Consider the following 15,904-nt stretch of genomic DNA (forward strand, 5'->3'; position numbering starts at 1 on the left):
AGGTCAACGAGCTATCGGAACCTCGCCGATCCTCGTCGTCCACGCCTGACTTTTCATCGAGCGCTTGGTGTCATAGCTGCGCGCACCCTGCCCCTCGGCCGCGAGGCGGACCGTGCTTCGTCCGAAGCGTCGGTTCAGCCCATCCAGCGCGGCCAGCAGCTCGCCCGCTTTCGGATCGGCAGCAGCGAAGAGATCGCCTTGCATGGCGTCAGCAGCGTGAAGCCCTTCGAGCATCACGCCGCACTTGGTATAAATCGAGCCACTGGCGAACATGGCGTCGGACAATGCCCCCGCAACCCGCGCGACCACGCGAGGATCGTTCGTTGCTGGCGACAGGCGCGCGGAGCGCGATGCCGATGGTGCGTTGGGCTTGAACCGGCTCCCGTGCATGAACGCGATCAGCCGCATCGCAACCAGGCCCTGCGCCCTGATTTTTTCGGCGGCGCGCACTGCGCGCCGCGCCATCGCCTCGCGAATTGTCGTGGCATCGCTCACCGGCTCGCCAAAGCAGCGCGTTACGGCGGTCCCCTTCAACGGCTCCGGCTCGGGCTGAAAGCCCTCGCATTCGATCCCATTGAGTTCGAGGACAAGGCGCTCGAGAACGACCGTGCCCACGCTTCGCGCAATGTCAGGATGCAGCGCGGCAAGGTCCGCAGCGGTCGCTACCCCCAGCGGACGCAGCCGCGCGGCCAGCGCTGGCCCGATCCCCCAAACCTCCTCGACCGGCCACGCCGCAAACAGGCGCTTGCGCAGCTCTGCATCGTGCAGATCGACCACGCCGCCCCATACCTTCTCCGATGCCTTGGCCAGCGCATTGGCGACCTTGCTCAGCGCGCGTGTCGGGCCAAGCCCGATCCGCGTCGGCAAGCCGACCGATCGCATGACCGCTTCGCGCACGCGATGCGCTGTAGCAACGTCGCCAAGACCGTTTGGTAGCACCGGCAACCTGAAGAAGGATTCGTCGATGGAGTAGATTTCCACCGTGTCGGAAAACTCCCCGATCACCATGTTGAAGCGCCGGTTCAAGTCGCTGTAGAGTTCGTAATTGGAGGAGCGCAGCTCGATGCCATGCCGCTTGATCCTGTCGCGGATCAGGAAGACCGGCGCGCCCATTTTGATATGGAGAGCTTTGGCTTCAGCGCTCCGCGCGACCGCGCAGCCGTCATTGTTCGACAGCACCAGGACGGGCACGTTGCGCAGTTTGGGATCGAACAATCGCTCAGCGCTGACATAGAAGTTCTCGATATCGAGGATCGCCCACATCGCGATCAGCCCGCAAGGTTGCGCACGCTGGCGCGCACCACGCCCCAAATCTCGACGCCTTCGGCGCTCGTCTCGGGATAGTTCATGCGGCTGTTGCGCGCCTGAAGGTAGGCGCTCCCGCCGCGCGTGGTGAGCTGGCGCACCACAAACCCGCCATCGACAACCGCGATGACGATCCGCCCGTTGCACGGGCGCCCGTCGCGGTCGACCACGACGATATCGCGGTCATAGATGCCGGCATCGACCATCGAATTGCCGCGCACCTCGAACACGAAGCTCGCGGCCCGGTCGAGCCGCAGCAGATCGACCAGATTGATCGCTGATTCTTCCCAATCCTGCGCGGGTGACGGAAAGCCAGCCCCTGCGCTGCCGATGATTTGCAGGCGCAAATCTACCGGCACATCGATCAAAGGAATCGGGCGATCCGACAGCGAGGCGAAAGCGAGCGGCATCCCACAATTGTAATGCGCGTCAGAACAGAAAGGGAACAGAGATTTTGCACCGTTCGTCGCAAGGGTGCAAAAACCCGCCTGTCGCTTGGCATTCCGCCTCCCTCCCCGCATTGACATTGCTGCGCACGCCCCGAAATATCAGCCATGTGCAATCGCGCTCAAAGGGGTGAACCCGAAACCATCCGCACGACCTTCGGCGCACGGATGTTCCGCGCGGTCAACGAGGGGCCACTGATCGTCCATCCCAAAGACCCCGGCCTTGTCGTCCTCCAGCAGGAAGGCGAGCTGGTGATCGATCAGATGACATGGGGCTTTCCCGTCACGCTCAAGAGCGCGAAGACCGGCCAGCCCCTCAAGCCAAAGCCCGTCAACAACGCCCGGTTCGATAAACTTGGCGGCTTCTGGCGCCGGTGGACCGGCGTTGCGAACCGCTGTCTCATCCCCACCGCGCGTTTTGCCGAAGCCATCGGCCCAAAGGGCAGCATGACCGAGGCATGGCTTTCCCTCCCCGATCAGCCGGTTTTTGCATGGGCCGGGCTTTGGACGGACAGCGCGGAATGGGGCCGCTGCTATACGGGCGTGATGACGGACAACGCCCCCGAGCTGGCTGACATTCATGATCGCTCGCCCGTGATCGTCGATCCCGCCGATTGGGAGACGTGGCTCACCGCGCCGCTCGATGTGCTTTATCAGTTCGACCGCCCCTATCCCGCTGACAGGATCAAGGTCGAGCGCACCGCCATTCCCTGGGTGAAGCGCCCACCGAGCGCGCCAGCGCTGCTATAAGGCCGGGCAGGCCACTCCCCTTCGCCAGCTCCTGGGTCAGCGCGGCGCTCCGTGGCCTTGATGCCCGAAGATCCTCTGTGCGCGCGCCGGACAATGCCGGCGACACGCTTAGGCCGCTGCTGCGGCCGTCTCAGTAGCGCTGCGCGGGTTGCGGGGCCTGTTCCTGCCCCCTTTGCTACGGCCTGGCCGTCTGCGGCGCTTACCGCGCCTCCGCTTGGTCGTGCGGGCGGTGTCCCCAACGCTCAGTCGCTCCGCTCCCTGCGCGCCGGGTGATCCCCCTCCCCCCGCACGAGCCGATGCAAATTCCCCGTCCCAGCTCGCCACTCGGCAGAAGCCGATGGCCCACGAGCCATCGCCTTCGGCTCCGATTAAGAAAGGGAAGTCCATGTATCACACGCTCGCAACCCGCTTCAGCCACCGCAACGCCCGCCAGATCGCCGCGCGCGAAGCGCTCAGCGATGACCAGCTCCGCCAAGTCGTGCCCTCGATCTTTGCCGAGGAAGCCCACGGCAGCCGTTCGGCCAAATATGTCTATGTGCCCACCATCGAGATCGTGCAGGGTCTTCGCAAGGAAGGGTTTGCGCCGTTCTTTGCCGTGCAGGCGCAGCCCCGCGACGGTTCGCGGTTCGGCCACGCCAAGCACATGCTGCGGATGCGCCGCCCCGACCAGATCGGCGCGACGCAGGCCCCGGAGGTGGTGATCGTCAACAGCCATGATGGCACGACCAGCTATCAGATGTTCGCTGGCCTCATTCGCTTCGTCTGCACCAACTCCATGATCGCAGGCGAGCAGTTCAAGGAGGTGCGCGTTCCCCACAAGGGTAACATTGCAGATCAGATCATCGAAGGCGCCTACACGGTCGCGCAGGACTTCCCCCGCCTGATCGATGCATCGCGCGAAATGGCAGGCATCGCTCTGCGCCCCGAGGAACAGCGCGTGTTTGCACAGGCCGCGCTTGTCGCTCGCTATGACGAAGTGGACAGCCCCGTCACCCCCGAGCAGATATTGCAGCCACGTCGTCAGGCCGACTTCGGCGCCGATTTGTGGACCGTGTTCAATCGCGTGCAGGAGAACATCATTCGTGGCGGTCTCAATGGCACCCGTGAGAATGCAGATGGGCGCATGGTCCGGCGCAAGACCCGCGCCATCAACGGCATCGATCAGAACGTAGGCGTCAACCGCGCGCTCTGGACCCTCGCCGAAGGCATGGCCCGCCTCAAGGCCGCATGATCGCGTTGGGGAGGCTTCACGGCCTCCCCCATCAACGACGAGGTGGCGATGACCTATGACGATTTCCGCGCGGCTCTCGCCACGCTCTGCCTTGTCCCTCCGGCAGACATGCCCCCGCCGACCCGGCCACCCGCGCCGGCACCGCGCATAGGTCAGCAGTTCAATTTGCCCTGGTGATGACGGCCGAGCTGGCGCCGAGGCCCCAGCTCGGCCGACCTAGCCTTGTTGACCGGAAATCTGAATCAGTCCCGGCGCACTGATTCAGATTTCCGGTTGGACCTCGCGCGCACGCGCGAGGACAGTGCGGCCATGCTCACCGACGACAATCAGCATATCCGCTTGCAGGCCGTGGACCAGGCTCGCAACATCGCGCGGCGCTACGAGATTCACGCGCAGCGCGATCTCTTCGGCGCGCTCGTCGTCGACTATAGCTGGGGCCGCATCGGCGGCGGAGCCGGGCAAACCCGGCGCGTGTCGTTCGAGGATGCCGATCGCGGCGCACGTTTCGTCCGCCAGCTCCTCAAAAGACGAGCCAGCGCGAAAGCCCGCCTTGGCGTCGAATATCGCCGGGTCTAGCCTGCGCGCGTTGATGCTGTGCGCGTGCGGGGCAGATCGAGCGACTGTGCATTGCAGGCCGGTGCTGCCCTCTCAAGATCGCGTAGCAGATCCTCGCGGCTGACCAGTCTCAGCCATTGCCGCCCGTAGCTGCGTGAGGCGAGGTAAAACACGCTGCCATGACAGGCTACCATGCTGCAGCGATCCGAGCGATCGATCAGGCTCGCCATCGGCCCGTGCTTGAGCGCCAGCGCCTCCAGATCGACGCGCAATTGCACACCGCATCGCCGGCACTGCGAGCGCGCAAGGCCATTTGAGTGATGGAGTGCGCCGAGGGTTTGCGCCCAGCGCGGAAAAATCCGGTCGATCTTGTCTGCCATGCACGGATTCTACGCTCCGGCGGAATCGCGGTCCAGCCATGGGGGAGTATTTTTCAGCGCCAAATGCCGGGCAGGCCACTTCCCTTCGCCAGCTCCTGGGTCAGCGCGGCGCTCCGTGGCCTTTATGCCCGAAGATCCTCTGTGCGCGCACCGGACAATGCCGGCGACACGCTAGGGCCGCTCCTGCTGCCGTCCTGAAGGCGCTGCGCGCGTTGCGGGGCCTGTTCCTGCCCCCTTTGCTACGGCCTGGCCGTCTCCGCTGCTACGCAGCTCCGCTTGGTCGTGCGGGCGGTATCCCCAGCCTTCCTCCCCCCGGCTCAAGGCCGGGGTCCGTGCAGGCCGGGTGATCCCCCTCCCCCCGCACGAGCCGATGCAAATTCCCCGTCCCAGTTCGCCACTCGGCAGAAGCCGATGGCACGGAGCCATCGCCTTCGGCTCCAAGATTAAGGGAAAACGATATGACCATTCAGACCGCCGAACAGCCGCAAAGCAAAGTCGCGAAGATCGCAGCGCTCAACGACGCCATGCGCAGAGCATTGCCGCAGGCCGCCGGCCACAATCAGGTTATCGTAACCGCCGGTATCGATGCCATGATTGGAGATGCCGCCAAATGGTCAGGCTATCGCCGACAGGCCGCAATTATGCGGGAGGTCCGTCAGTTCGATGCCTTCGACAGCGATAATGATCCAGAAGGATACCGCGATCTTGGCTTGTTCACATGGGAAGGCGTTAGCTGCATGTGGAAGATCGATTATTACGACGCAGCGCTCAAGGACGGCTCGCCCGACCCCGCCGATCCAGACAGGACCGCGCGCGTTCTCACGATCCTGCGCACCGACGAATTTTAAGCGGCGCATCGAGCGGGGGCGACATTTGCCCCCGTTCCCCTCCCCATTCACGATATTTCGATAGCGAGTGAGCAATGCACCATCTCAAGATCGAGCGGCCCGACGCATCCGCGCAGCCTAACGGGGGCAATCTCCCTGCCCTTCTTGCCAATATTGAAGACCTGACCAAAGGCCGCGACCGCGCGATAGCGCTTTGGCTCGATGCCTATGACACCCTCCACGCAAATATTGACGCAGCGGCGGCAGCGTCAATCGGGGGAAAGATTGCTCTGCACGCACCATCGCGCGACCGCTACGACAGTTCAGAGCGCGACGTGACGATTGCCTTTCTTGCCACAGGAGGCGCCAGCTATCGCGATCGCGACACCAGCAAGCGCATCGAGTTCACCGCCCGTCAGCAGTTCGAGCGCACCGTAACCCATGAGGTTGACCGGCGTTGCTGGTCAAATCTCCTCGAAAAGCTCGGATTTGACGCGCTGCTCGATCGACAGGCCCGTGAGGAATTTCGTGACAGCCTTAAGGACGAGCCGCCCGCCTTCACGCCGGAAAATTGCAGCGCCACATTTACCAGCATCTGGGGAAACCGCCGCGATATGTATCTTCGCGGGATCGCGAACGTGTTCATGAAAATGGATCGTCGGTTTCGCAGCCATGATGCCTTTGAGATTGGCAGTCGACTCATCCTGGAACGGGCCATGCGAACGGAAAGCTGGGGCGGATGGGAGAGCTATCAGCGCCGCGATACGCTTCATGATGTCGAGCGCATCTTTAGGGAGCTGGACGGCCTTCCCCCCATCGGCCCCAATCAGGCAATCGGCATTGTCCATCAGGTCGAAACCGCAAAGCGCACCGGCGGCCTGCCCCGGCTCGTTGAGGGCGACTATTTTCGGGTGCGGGTTTTTCAGAACGGCAATCTGCACTTGTGGTTTGAGCGCAAAGACCTGCTCAAGCAAATCAACGCGCTTCTGCTCGAATATTACAAGCCTATTGAGGGCGATGTCGGGACCGGCCCGAGTTACGAAGCCGGGCCGCTCTATCATGCGACGCCCGCCAAGAAGTTCGGTGCGTTCAATTCATCGCAGGAAGTCGCAGATCGGGTCATCGGCCTTGCTGCGATCCGCGAAGGCGACAGAGTGCTTGAGCCGAGCGCCGGAACGGGCGTGCTGGCCTGTGCGGCCCGCACCAAAGGCGCCGATGTTAGCTGCATCGAAATTCAGCCGGGATTGGCGCATGAGTTGAGGGTCGTGCATGGCTTCGATGATGTGACGACCATCGATTTCCTCTCCGTCATGCCGACAGAGACATTCGACAGGATCGTCATGAACCCGCCCTTCGACCGTGGGCGCGACTGCGATCATGTCCGACATGCCTATCAATTCCTCAAGCCGGGCGGTGTGCTGGTGGCGGTGATGTCGGCGCGGGCTGAATTTGCGAGCGACGCACGCCATAAGGCCCTGCATGACCTACTGCCTCGCGACCCGTGGCGGCGCGCCCAATGCTGGCACGAGCTGCCCGAGCGGTCATTTGCCCATGCGGGGACCAATGTTAACACGGTTATGCTGGTTATTCGCAAGCCGTCGGGCTAATTTGATCTTCCCCCCTTGTATCGGTTGAATGCGAAATCGCCGATACAGGATCTGGCCGGTGGAGCGTTCGTTTCACCGGCCATTTCACCCCTGATGACCGATGGAGAGCGACCAATGCCTGACCCGATCATCGCCGAATTTACCTTGGACGATGGCAATCCCGTCAGCGTCAATCTTGCCCTCGTGACCCATTGGGCTCCGTCAGATGACAACACCATCATATTCTTTGGCGAGGGTGCGGATCTCGTCGTTCGTGAAAGCTATGATGAGGTCAGCGAAATACTGAACCCCGAGCGACAGGCCGGCGAGTAGACTCGTTGAAGCCTAGCAGCTAGATATCGGACTTTCCTGCCCAACGTGGCTGAAGGCGAAAATCGTCACGTTGGGAAACCGGGCCGGTGGAGCGATCCACCGGCCCATTTTCTTGTCGCTCGTCAGCCGTTGAGCAAATCCTTGAGGCCCTTTGCGGCCGCGAAGGTCAGCTTGCGCGAGGCAGCAATTGTCATGGCGGCGCCAGTGGCCGGATTGCGCCCTTCCCGCGCCGGACTGTCCTTGACCTTGAACTTGCCAAAGCCGTTGATGCTGACTTCATCACCCTGCTTGGCAGCGGCGGCCAGCTCGACGAACACCGCATCGACATATTTGCGCGCATCTGCCTTGGTGATGCCGGTTGCATCGGCGACCTTCTGCGCGAGTTCTGCATTATTCATATCTGTCGTCTCCCTTTGAATGGCGAAGCGCCGATAGTGCGTTAAAAGTTCTGCGTCACCGGTTAAGAGCTATCGACCTGCAGGGGGCACGTCATTCTCTCCGAAAACCCGCCAGCTCGCTTCCAGAAGTGGCCGCACGCTGTCCGGATCAAGGCGGTCAGCGATCACCTCGCCTAGATATGCAGGATCTTGCCACGCCTCGTCGGTCGGCCAATCGGCCCTGATCCATATTTTGTAATCCCTAATGCCGGTCATGGTAGCCAAGGCCACGAATGGGCCGTCAAGACCGAGTTCGCGCAGGTGGGTCATCGAATGAGCTGCCATATTGGCAACAGCTTCCTCGATCCGCGAGCGAAAGATTACGGCGCCGGCTGTCTCGTGTATCCTCCCGAGAGACCAAACATGTTCCAGGTATCCGGCTCTATGGCTGATGGACCAGGCAGAGGCCGACTGGGGATTTTCATCGGCGGGTATGTAGATGATAACCCCTTCCAGACCTGTCCTTACAACTGGTGGTCTTCGGTCGGGATCGTAGGGCAGCATTGCATTGTGCTGCGTGATGGGAAAGTCGCCTCGCTCGCGACCTAGTGACAATGGTGCGATTGTAAGGACGAACTTGGGGCCTGGGTGCATGGCGCATGGCATGTTCTCGCCATCCAAGCGCTGCACCGCCCTCTTGTGTAGATCGCGGAGCCTTATCGAAATACTCTCGTTCGCCGCAAAGGCGAAACGAAGGTCCGCAGCGTCCATCTCGAAATTGCCTCCGCTATGACGACCATAGAAGTAGCTATGCCCCTCGTATCTCACACGGTGGGGAGCCAGCATACTCGGCGGCACCCGAACGACGATCGCAACCTGGCCGCTGGCTAAGGGGACACGGTGGATGTCGAACGTTGGCAAGCGTGGGTCTAAGCAATCGCGGACGCGTTGCTCAAAGGCCAGCAGGCTTTCGTCCAAGCCCTCTGGCCCAACACCGGGCAAAGCATAAGCCGCGCCATTACCATCCTCGACGAGGCCATAGATGAGATCCCCCCCTTCCCCGTTTGCGAAAGACGCCACGTCGATAAGAAAGTTTTTCACTTCCCGTGAGCTTCGGCCCGGGAGTTGAGCCTTAAAGTCGAGCCGGCGATTTTCAGGGGTAGCTCGTTCGACAAGGCCTTGAAGGTCAGCCTCTGTAATGTCTGCGAGCGCTCTTTCGATCATCAACGCCCTCCCCTCTTCCATTGTCAATAAACCGGTCGTTTAGTTGACCGTCAACCGGAGTTGCGTCGACCTTTTTCGGGCGCCGGGCACTGTAGCTTTTTTGAATAACTGCGTGATGGTAATAGGTAGCTATCAGCTATCGTAAGGATATCCCGTTGGGCAGCAGAAAGCTATCGGATAGCGGGAAGCTACCAGATAACGAGTAGCTACCCCGTAGCTGGAAGCTAGACGTTAGCAGAAAGCTATGGGCAACCACCTGGCTTTATGATAGCTATCGGATACGCCACGTTATCCAGTAGCTACTGGATACCTTTCAAGGGGAGCTAGGGGTCGCAATGCCCACGATCGTATTTCTCAGTCCAAAGGGCGGGGTCGGAAAAACCACTTCCGCAATGATCCTCGCAAACCAACTGAGCCAAGGTGCCCCAGTCACGGTCATCGATGCCGATCCGAACCGGCCTTTCCAATCATGGGAGAGGGGAGGGAACGCCCCCGACAATCTGAAAATCATCGCCGATGCTGATGAAGAAAACATCATAGATAAGATCGAGGAAGCTGCGGCTGCCACGCCATTCGTAATCGTCGACCTTGAGGGAACTGCCGCCAAAATTGTGGTCTTAGCCGTTAGCCAGGCAGACCTTGTGATCATCCCGACGCAGGGCTCGCAGCTTGATGCCGAGCAGGCGGGCAGGGCGCTCAAGGTGATCCATCAGCAGGAAAAGATGTCGCGAAGCAAGGTGGATTATGGCGTGCTGTTAACGCGCACGAATCCGGCGATCCGTACGCGTACCACGAGCCACATCATGGAGGGGCTAGGGAACAACGCGATTTCTGTATTCGACACCCAACTCCATGAGCGCGAAGCCTATCGCGCAATGTTTTCCTTCCGGCAGACGTTGGACGGACTAAGGGGCGAAGATGTCGCCAACCTCGATAAGGCAATCGCAAACGCGAACGCGTTCACGATGGAGGTCGTAGATCGCCTGAGGGCGTCGAAGCAGGCTAGGGCAGGGGAGGCAGCATAATGTCCGAGCGAGCACCCGTATTCGGTGATCTAGGTGATTTTACGCCACGTAAATCATCAGCTCGAATGGACCCGAAGACCTTGGATCAGATCGCCAAGGAAAATGGGTTTCCGAGCAGGTCCGCTCGCGAAGAGCCGGGGGATAAAGAACGCATTCAAGCACAACCTCGACAGGGCCGCCGTTACACAACGGGCAGAAATCGCCAGATCAATGTCAAGGCAACCGAAGAGACGATCAATCTTCTTTATTCTGTGGCTGACGAACTCAATCAACCACTAGGTGCAGTCCTGGAGCTGGCGCTGAAAGCGTTAGTGGCTCAGCGCTCGGAGGAACCAAAATAGAGCTATCGCGCTCATCAAAGCATTTGGCGGGCCACCATTAGATTCGCGCTAATGCAGCTTCGCTCAGTGTCAGTGCAGGGACCCTGCGCCATCAGGCCTGTCGTGTCGGTGGCTAGACGGCGGCAACGCCATGCCCGACTGCCAGGTGACATGTGCCACACCTTGCGCATTCATCAAGAGAGCGAGATCCTCATCGCTACGCGGGCCGGCGAGATTGTGGACGAGATGCACCGCCGTTGCCTGTGCGCCGGTATCAGTGAACATCAAACTTGCTATGGGCTTGTCCTCTGCCAGGTTGACCCGCATCCCCTTGACGAAGCGCCTACGCGCCTTGACCGCCAAGGAAATCAGTTCCTGCTCCATCATGGTCTCATAAGGTAGCCATTCCCTCGTAACGGGCATCAGGCTGATTTCGTGGAGGTGAGGGGCCCCCGCAGAGCTGATCGAGAAGGTGGCGGCAACGACCAGATGTCCATCCTCCCCGTGCAACCGCCATAGTTCCTCTTCAGCGGCGAAGCGGCGGTGCACGCGACGGGCCATGTCATCGTCGAGCAGAAACGGCCAATCGGGAAGGTGCTTAACGATCAGACGTTCGCCGAAGCGGTCCCGATCGAACGCCTTTACCTCACCGATCATGATCATGAGGTTGTCGCGCGAGGCGTAGGCGTGTCCGAGTTCCGAACGCCGCCGCTTGGCAATCTCATCCTTCGCATCGAGCCGGAAAGGCTCCGGGATGAACAGCACTTCCGACAGGTTCGCGCCTCGTGCCTTGCAACCATGCGCTGCCTGCAGCAGCTCGCGCCGGATGAGACCCCAATAGCGCTTGTCAGCCATCTTCGGATGCCAGTGTGTGAGCTGCGCTCGGTCCCACAGGTAATGAAGTGTGCCCCGGATACTGAGGCGCTGACCATTGGACTTGATGGTAGGCTTGTCGTTGGTGAACGAGCTTGGCGCCGAGCGCGCTGCCCCGCGAGAGAGAGGGAAGGCGAGGCGCAGAGATGTTTCCCCGGTTTCCTCATTCTCCACGACGGCCGATCCTTTCACTTGGCCCATGCCGGTGAGAGAATCTGGCGCTTCATAATGGTCGCACCAGGGCGCGTGTCGCGGCCCCGAATGAGGCCAACGCGCGAGTAGATAGGTGCCGTTGCGAACGGCGATGTAGAGCGGCAGGCTCTCGTCTGACCGACAAAGGCATAGCGGGCGATCTTTCAGAGAGTAGGCGCGGGCTAATAAGGGGTCAAAACCCGGATCATCGGAGCTGATTTCTTGTCCCAAGATCCGATAGCTTTGCATGAAAACTCTTCCCGCTAAGGGCGACTAGATCGCCCGAATAATTGTCTCGATATGAAACATGGTGTGCGCTTGTTTCAACCGAAATGATCACGGGGCAGGGGGATAGCCCTCGTCTCGCTCGCGTGACGCACGTATCATTCGGCCTGCGCGCCGCTACGCATTGCGGGCTCTGAGGGGAAGAAAACTTCTTCCGTTGTCTGCCAATTCTGGAGGCGCTTTGCAGCCTCCGATGACTGTCCATCAAGTCACATTTGATGGAGGTTATCATGCACGCATGAATATCACATCAGCACCATTGTAAAGCTCGGCAATCAGGCCGCGCTCATCGAGCGCCAGCTGCGTCGCCACGAGCATTATTCCGCAACTATCGACTGGGCTGCTTTGTCGAATGAGCAGGCCGCGAGGGCTGCGCTCGCCGAAGAAAGGCTGCTCGATGAATCGGCTGAGATCGCGCTGGAGATCGACTTCTATGCCGATCAGATGTCACTGAGCTATGAGTGGTCCGATTGATCGGATCGCCGCGAAGGCCGCATCCGCAAGGGCGGCCTTCGTCTCATTATTCAGCGCCTATTGGCAAACCGCCTAGAGGGACAAGTCCCTCATGCGCTTCGCCAGCTACGCGACCGTTACATGAACGATCAGACGCTCAGCTTACGAACGATTTCAGATGCGTCGAGAGTCGAAATCGCTTTGGCGATCGCTTTGGCGTTCGAGCGATCCATGGCGGGAATCTTGACGCGCTCCAGCGCCTTCATCAGCACGTCCCGGCCTTCGTCCTGAGCGGCCTCCCGCGCGGCGCGTTCCGCTGCGTCGAGCGCTGCCATACGCTCCTGAAGTTCGGCACGTTGAGCCGCAATGGCCTCAAGGCTGTTCGCGATCTTTTTGGGCCTTGCCATGATGTGATAGGACCTCCCTTGCCTCTCGCCCTTGCTGGGGCATCTACGGCAGCCCTATGAGCACGCTTGGCCCCTGTCAAAGGACACAGGTTACCCACAGGCCTCCGCCAGCTCTTGGGTCAGCGCTCTAGCCTATGGATAACCTGCGGCGTTGCTGGTCCATCCCCGCCGACTTCGCGTCGGTGACAGGGCTGGTGGCGACAAGCGCCACGTCTGATGGCCTCCTTTCAGCGGCATGATGATTGTCCAGTTGGACAATCACTGGAGGCCCTTGCCGCTGCGCTCTCGGCTGCATGAATGCCCCCTCACGGGGTGACCGCATCCGCAGAAGTTCTTTGCTCTGGCCCGGCGGGGCAGGGGGTGCCTGCCGGAGTTCAATAGCCGGCCAAAGGCCGAAGATCCATGTTGCCGGGGATGGGTCATGCCCACCCCTCAGAATGACCTTTCAGGTCTGCACACCGTATGCGCGGTGCGAGAATAATACGCAGCAAAATGGCCGATAAAACAGAGCCTTATGCAGGTATTACGCATTTAATATTGGTATTCGATTGTAATAAGCCTGTGGTTGTCCGACCGGCGGAAGGTATTACCTTTGGCATACGACATATATGTTACTGATATAGAGGGACTTTGGCTGCGGAACCTCCCAGCCAGGCGCCGCACTGCCGGTATGACTTTGTAATACCTCGAACGGAAGAATTGACCAAACTGGGCTTGTTTGGTAGCGCGGTATTACGCCTTTGCCAGCGCAAGGTTGCCAGCTCGACCATGGGGTCGACTAGTGACCAAGATACTTACGTTCAAAGCTTCGCCGGATCTGGCGACACGGCTATCCGCGCGGTCAGCGGAGACTGGTCTGTCGCGGTCCGAGGTGATCCGCAGCGCGCTTGAGTTTTATTTCCAGCATCAAGAAGGCAGGGCGGCCAATCCCGGACGTCTGGCGCTTGTCTGCGAATATAGTCAGCTCATTCTGGAAGTTTGGCTTGCACAAAACGCGCCGGAGCGTCGGGAAGAACTCGTCTCCGCAGCCCGCGGACGGATAGAGAAGTTTCATGGCGGGTAAGCGTTCGGGTTCGCCGCGAATTTCGCCGCGCTCTTCCCAGGGCGAGCCGCGCCATAACTCCACCCATTTCACGCGTGGTTCGCAGCTGATCGGCCACCAATGGTCGATGATGTGGCGGGCAGGGCGGATGCCCTTTCTGGCATGGGCCGGCACCTTCCTCGGGCTCCTGTGGCTGCGCCTGTTTCTGATCCTCGACGATCACGAGTTTCGCATGATTTCGATGCGATCATTGTCCTGGTTATGGGATCATATCGGCTTCGATCCGATGAAGCGCGTGAACGTCACTTTGGCAGACGGGAGCGTGCAGCAGACCTACATGGGTTACGTGCCCTTCATGCCTCCGGTGCAGGAGGCGTGGAGCAAGTTTGTATGGGCCTTTGTCGGCAGCGCGATCATCGCGACAATTATCGCCGCGATCTTCACATTGTGGTTCGTGATGCACGCCAGAAGTCGCTCAAAGGCGATGATGGAAGTGCATCATGAACGCGGTAGCGAGCTGACATCGCGCGCGCATCAGGTGAGCGTTATCGAACGCCATAACGAGCAGGAAGTGCGCAAGATTGCCGCGCGGGAATATCCCGGCATGGCCTTTTCAAAGGTTCTCGATTTACCGCGTGAGGAGCGCGCGCGCCGCAACCTCCTGCGTCCCTATTCGATCGCGACGGTTCCATTTCCGCATGGTCGCGAACAGAATCATGTCATGGTGTTCGGTACCACCGGTGCGGGCAAGACAACGGTCCTGCGTGACTTAATCTCGCAGGCCGTAGAGCGAGGGCAAAACTGCGTCATTTTTGATTTGACGGGGCACTATGTCGAGGCCTTCTATGACGAGAAACGCGACCATATTCTGAACCTGACAGACAAGCGTTGTCGCAACTGGTCGGTGTTCCACGATTGCGACACACAGGCGGAATTTGTCGCCGCGGCAAGCGCGCTCATCCCCGATGAGGACGGCGCCGATGGCGGCTTCTGGGAACGCGCAGCGCGAATGCTGTTCGTTGAGATGTGCGTGAAGCTGAAGGCCGAAGGGCAGGGGACTAACAAAGCCCTTTCCGACAAGCTGCTGACCGCGAAGCTGTCTGACATTTATGCCAAGCTCAAGGGCACGGTCGCAGATCCTCTGACCTCCCCCGATGCGGCCCGCATGGCGAACTCGATCCGGGGCGTTCTCAACTCCCACGGCGATGCCTTGCGGTTCCTGCCAACGGAGGGACCAGCCTTTTCGATCCGCGATTGGGTGCGCGACGAAAGCCGGGGTGGCTCCAATCTGTTCATCACCTCGCGGCATGTCGATATGCCGCTCAATCGCGCGCTCGTCAGTGCATGGATGAACATCGCGATCCATACGCTGATGACCATGCCGCATACGGCGCGGTTGCGGACCTGGTATGTGTTCGACGAGCTGGGCGCGCTTCACCAGTTGCCGGCGCTGGAAGACGGTCTGCAGACGGCCCGTTCGTTCGGCGGCGCGTTCGTGCTTGGCGTTCACAGCCTTGCCCGCTTGCGCATGACCTATGGCGAGGAGGGCGCGCGGAACATCACCAGCCTCGCCTTCACCAAGGTCATCCTGGCCACCGGTGATGCTGAGACGGCCGACGAATGCTCCAAGCTGATCGGCACCCGTCAGGTGCGAACCATGGACGAGGCCTATTCCTATGGCGCGCATGAAGCGCGCGATGCGTCGACGATCAGTCCGAGCCGTCGCGAAGAGCCGCTGGTGTTCCCCGACGACATCATGTCGCTGCCGAACCTCCATGCCTATTTGCGGTTTCGTGAGGGCTTCCCGGCAGCCTATGTCCAGGTCCCTTATGTCGCCTATCCGTCGCAGGCGCAGGGTTATCTCCCGGCCCCGCCGCCGCCAATGGTGGCGCCGCACGACGAGGCCGACGAAGAGAGCGAAGGCGGGGAGGGCGGCCGCGGCGCACAGCCGGCTACGTCACCAGATATTGCGCAGCGCGATGCTGATAGTTTGTCGGCCGATCTTGGCGATCAGGGGAAGACGCCAGAGCCATCAGTGAGCCCGCAGGCCGGCCCACCTTCCGAGGCGCAGTTTGCTTCGCAAGGCGCCGGTCAGAACCAACCCGAGCCGCACCAGAACGATGTTACGGCGGACCAAGGAAATGCGACGGAGAGCGTATCCCGCAAGGATGAGGAGCTGGACGCCGGCAAACTGGCGAAGCGTGAAATGGCCATGTCGTTCCGCAAGGAGGAGCGAGACCGCGATGATGATGGCTTGGGGTTCGAACTGTGAGGGCCGGGTCGTCGATCATTC

Annotated in this window: 18 protein-coding genes; 11 read left to right on the forward strand and 7 right to left on the reverse strand. The window is 60.6% G+C overall.

Annotated elements, in window-relative coordinates; genetic code table 11:
- Window positions 1–3: 3 nt before the first annotated feature.
- Together M2332_RS16250 and M2332_RS16255 are read right to left on the reverse strand one after the other, a co-directional pair.
- On the reverse strand, window positions 4–1,263 hold the full coding sequence (locus tag M2332_RS16250; protein ID WP_264575065.1) for a Y-family DNA polymerase: 1,260 nt from the start codon (window positions 1,261–1,263) through the stop codon (window positions 4–6).
- A gap of 5 nt (window positions 1,264–1,268) precedes the next feature.
- Window positions 1,269–1,715 (reverse strand): LexA family protein, encoded by a 447-nt coding sequence (locus tag M2332_RS16255; protein WP_264574997.1) that lies wholly within the window; start codon window positions 1,713–1,715, stop codon window positions 1,269–1,271.
- 144 nt (window positions 1,716–1,859) lie between these two features.
- Here M2332_RS16255 and M2332_RS16260 point away from each other — a divergent pair, with 144 nt between their 5' ends.
- The 3 genes from M2332_RS16260 to M2332_RS16270 all read left to right on the forward strand — a co-directional run bounded on the left by M2332_RS16260 (window position 1,860) and on the right by M2332_RS16270 (window position 4,308).
- Window positions 1,860–2,501 carry an SOS response-associated peptidase family protein gene (locus tag M2332_RS16260; protein ID WP_264574998.1) on the forward strand — a complete coding sequence of 214 codons (642 nt, stop codon included), beginning with the start codon at window positions 1,860–1,862 and terminating at the stop codon, window positions 2,499–2,501.
- Between the two features lie 385 nt (window positions 2,502–2,886).
- A complete protein-coding gene (locus tag M2332_RS16265) occupies window positions 2,887–3,732 on the forward strand; it encodes a DUF932 domain-containing protein (RefSeq protein ID WP_264574999.1) in 846 nt (281 codons plus the stop codon).
- Between the two features lie 309 nt (window positions 3,733–4,041).
- Entirely contained in the window at window positions 4,042–4,308 is a 267-nt protein-coding gene (locus M2332_RS16270) for a WGR domain-containing protein (RefSeq protein ID WP_264575000.1), read from the forward strand.
- Here M2332_RS16270 and M2332_RS16275 read toward each other — a convergent pair.
- Window positions 4,305–4,667, reverse strand: a complete 363-nt coding sequence (locus M2332_RS16275) for a hypothetical protein (protein WP_264575001.1) — start codon at window positions 4,665–4,667, stop codon at window positions 4,305–4,307. The two genes, M2332_RS16270 and M2332_RS16275, sit on opposite strands and share 4 nt — an antisense overlap.
- Window positions 4,668–5,125: 458 nt before the next feature.
- Here M2332_RS16275 and M2332_RS16280 point away from each other — a divergent pair, with 458 nt between their 5' ends.
- The 3 genes from M2332_RS16280 to M2332_RS16290 all read left to right on the forward strand — a co-directional run bounded on the left by M2332_RS16280 (window position 5,126) and on the right by M2332_RS16290 (window position 7,413).
- A complete protein-coding gene (locus M2332_RS16280; protein ID WP_264575002.1) occupies window positions 5,126–5,515 on the forward strand; it encodes a DUF3768 domain-containing protein in 390 nt (129 codons plus the stop codon).
- Window positions 5,516–5,589: 74 nt separating this feature from the next.
- Window positions 5,590–7,101 (forward strand): DUF4942 domain-containing protein, encoded by a 1,512-nt coding sequence (locus M2332_RS16285; RefSeq protein WP_264575003.1) that lies wholly within the window; start codon window positions 5,590–5,592, stop codon window positions 7,099–7,101.
- A 114-nt stretch (window positions 7,102–7,215) separates the two neighbouring features.
- Window positions 7,216–7,413 carry a hypothetical protein gene (locus M2332_RS16290; protein ID WP_264575004.1) on the forward strand — a complete coding sequence of 66 codons (198 nt, stop codon included), beginning with the start codon at window positions 7,216–7,218 and terminating at the stop codon, window positions 7,411–7,413.
- A gap of 122 nt (window positions 7,414–7,535) precedes the next feature.
- On the opposite strand, the gene M2332_RS16295 is transcribed toward M2332_RS16290, so the two are convergent.
- Window positions 7,536–7,832, reverse strand: a complete 297-nt coding sequence (locus M2332_RS16295; protein WP_413715991.1) for an HU family DNA-binding protein — start codon at window positions 7,830–7,832, stop codon at window positions 7,536–7,538.
- Window positions 7,833–7,880: 48 nt separating this feature from the next.
- A complete protein-coding gene (locus M2332_RS16300; RefSeq protein WP_264575006.1) occupies window positions 7,881–9,014 on the reverse strand; it encodes a helix-turn-helix domain-containing protein in 1,134 nt (377 codons plus the stop codon).
- Window positions 9,015–9,349: 335 nt separating this feature from the next.
- Between M2332_RS16300 and M2332_RS16305 the strand changes: the two genes are divergently transcribed.
- Window positions 9,350–10,039: a ParA family protein gene (locus tag M2332_RS16305; protein WP_264575007.1), complete on the forward strand. Its 690-nt coding sequence runs from the start codon at window positions 9,350–9,352 to the stop codon at window positions 10,037–10,039.
- Window positions 10,039–10,380, forward strand: coding sequence for a hypothetical protein (locus tag M2332_RS16310; protein WP_264575008.1), 342 nt, complete (start codon window positions 10,039–10,041; stop codon window positions 10,378–10,380). The genes M2332_RS16305 and M2332_RS16310 overlap by 1 nt, the downstream gene beginning before the upstream one ends.
- 69 nt (window positions 10,381–10,449) lie before the next feature.
- Here M2332_RS16310 and M2332_RS16315 read toward each other — a convergent pair whose 3' ends face one another.
- Window positions 10,450–11,673, reverse strand: coding sequence for a DUF1173 domain-containing protein (locus M2332_RS16315; protein WP_264575009.1), 1,224 nt, complete (start codon window positions 11,671–11,673; stop codon window positions 10,450–10,452).
- A 381-nt stretch (window positions 11,674–12,054) separates the two neighbouring features.
- Here M2332_RS16315 and M2332_RS16320 point away from each other — a divergent pair, with 381 nt between their 5' ends.
- Entirely contained in the window at window positions 12,055–12,183 is a 129-nt protein-coding gene (locus M2332_RS16320) for a hypothetical protein (protein WP_264575010.1), read from the forward strand.
- A gap of 128 nt (window positions 12,184–12,311) precedes the next feature.
- Here the strand turns inward: M2332_RS16320 and M2332_RS16325 are convergent, their stop codons facing one another.
- Complete coding sequence (locus M2332_RS16325; protein WP_264575011.1) at window positions 12,312–12,497, reverse strand: hypothetical protein; 186 nt, start codon at window positions 12,495–12,497, stop codon at window positions 12,312–12,314.
- An 853-nt stretch (window positions 12,498–13,350) separates the two neighbouring features.
- Here M2332_RS16325 and M2332_RS16330 point away from each other — a divergent pair.
- Both M2332_RS16330 and M2332_RS16335 read left to right on the forward strand, forming a co-directional pair.
- Complete coding sequence (locus M2332_RS16330; protein ID WP_264575012.1) at window positions 13,351–13,632, forward strand: ribbon-helix-helix protein, CopG family; 282 nt, start codon at window positions 13,351–13,353, stop codon at window positions 13,630–13,632.
- The gene (locus M2332_RS16335; RefSeq protein ID WP_264575013.1) at window positions 13,622–15,883 is read left to right on the forward strand and encodes a type IV secretion system DNA-binding domain-containing protein; all 2,262 of its coding nucleotides are present in this window, start codon (window positions 13,622–13,624) and stop codon (window positions 15,881–15,883) included. Before M2332_RS16330 ends, M2332_RS16335 begins: the two co-directional genes overlap by 11 nt.
- Window positions 15,884–15,904: the final 21 nt, after the last annotated feature.

The organism is Sphingobium sp. B11D3A (genome assembly GCF_025961695.1).
Classification (GTDB): domain Bacteria; phylum Pseudomonadota; class Alphaproteobacteria; order Sphingomonadales; family Sphingomonadaceae; genus Sphingobium.